Origin of the sequence: Ferruginibacter sp. (assembly GCF_014377975.1) — a bacterium.
Taxonomy (GTDB): Bacteria; Bacteroidota; Bacteroidia; order Chitinophagales; family Chitinophagaceae; genus Ferruginibacter.
In genome coordinates this window covers 1-1,801 of the sequence record NZ_JACMOO010000168.1, presented here as the reverse complement: position 1 = coordinate 1,801, position 1,801 = coordinate 1, and the positions used below count along the sequence as shown (strand labels likewise).

General features: G+C 36.6%; 2 protein-coding genes. Both read right to left on the bottom strand.

The annotated features are described in order from the left end of the window. Positions 1 to 190: 190 nt before the first annotated feature. Positions 191 to 1,027 (bottom strand): alpha/beta fold hydrolase, encoded by an 837-nt coding sequence (locus H7254_RS09620; RefSeq protein WP_301932761.1) that lies wholly within the window; start codon positions 1,025 to 1,027, stop codon positions 191 to 193. Between the two features lie 34 nt (positions 1,028 to 1,061). Then, complete coding sequence (locus H7254_RS09615; protein ID WP_301932760.1) at positions 1,062 to 1,685, bottom strand: hypothetical protein; 624 nt, start codon at positions 1,683 to 1,685, stop codon at positions 1,062 to 1,064. Between the last annotated feature and the right edge of the window lie 116 nt (positions 1,686 to 1,801).

Sequence of the window (1,801 nt, the reverse complement as noted above, 5' to 3'; positions counted from 1 at the left end):
GATTGCAACTTGCCCTGTAGAAAGAAATAAGGTGACTAGAATTTTTGATAAAAATTTCATACTCTATGTTTTTTTAAATTAAAAATGAATCTACTGTTGGTTATAGCCTTTAAACAGCGCAGTTTCGGACTGCTATTCTTATTTGAATCTGTAATGATTATTGATTTATTTTTTTAAATTTTTAAGTTTATTAATTCAGCCTGTCTATTCCTTCTATTATGCGGTAAGGGGTTTTAAAAAAATCATTGATGGTTTCGTTAAACTGTTTGCTGTAATTAACAGGTGTAGCATGTCCTGAATTGGGAAGAATCCATAAATAAGATTGCGGTATATTTTCTGCAATGATCAACGTATGTCTCGGAAGCAATGCATCATGGTCGCCGCCGATAACAAGCGTAGGGCATTTTACGGTATGCAATTGATTCAAAGTAATATTCGGTTCCCTTGTCATCATCTCCAAAAGTTTGTATTGATTTTTTATTTCGGGAGTTTGATTTACTTTCTTTAAAGAGTCAACCATACCTGCCAACCAATTCAAAATCTTAGGATCTACAGCTGATGAATCAGGCCAGAGATTGGCGCCCGTTACCGCAAGTTTTTTTACTTTTTCCGGATGGCGTATGGCAAGCAATAATCCATTAATGCCACCATCACTCCAGCCAATTACAAAACAGGAATCAAGATGAAGGTGATTGAGCAATGCATTTAAATCATCTGCCATCATATTGTAATCTAAAGAATCTTTTGTGTCAGTAGATCTGCCCTGTGCCCTGCTATCGGCAAGGATTACTTTATATTCTTTTTTAAAATAAGGAATCTGCTTACTGAAATCTTTAATGCTGCCACCATTGCCATGTATGATAAGCAAAGGTTTACCCGTTCCGTATATTTCGTAATACATGTTGAAACCACGGGTGTTTAATTGCCGGCCTGTTTTGGGATTATTGCCATAAATGGATTTGGATTGAGCATAGACAGATCCGGTAATTAGTATTGCAATGCTTATTATTATAAATGACTTTTTCATGCTGTTCTATTTATGAAGTATTTGGATAAAGTATTTATTTCTTATATGCTACAAATTTATTTTCCTCCACATCTTTTAAAAATCCAACAAGCCTTTTAAAATAATTCTGCTGGTCATCATACATAGCCATGTGGCTTCCGTTAGGGCACAGATAAGTGCGGCTGTTGTTTGCAAATGGCTGTGCTCTTGGTCCCATCCTCCCCACATAGTAAAGTTGGTCGCCATTTTGTTTTGCAAGCACCGGATCGTTAAGAAAATACATAAGTGTATCAAGTTGTCTGATAGCCAGACTTTTAAAGCTTATCATGGCCTCCAGTCCATTTATATCATCTTGCAGGTCGGAAGCAAGCGATTTTATAAATTGAAGTTCTTTATCCTTTTGTATTTTATGCTCTAATTGATACTCCGCCAAAAAACCGCAGAACACAGCAAGGAATAACATTAAAAATTCCCGGAAATAATCTGTCCATTTCTTTTTATGGTGGCCGGGGTGGGTGTGGTGATGTACTTCCATTGCTGCAGTTTGTATTTGGTCATTTGTTGAGGTTTCAAAAGAATTTGCTTCGGTCCGGGGCAATATATTTTCCTGCTGAGGCATAGTTGCTTCGGAAATATTTTCTGCAGGTTGTTCGGCATGTATATTTTCAGATTCTGACATATTAAGTGATGGAATTTTTTATGTTTCCTGAGTCAAAGCACGGAGAATGCACGTAACAATTTACTTTGCATGCGCCTTATGTTTTAAAATACCGCCGGCCGCTTCTTTAATACTTT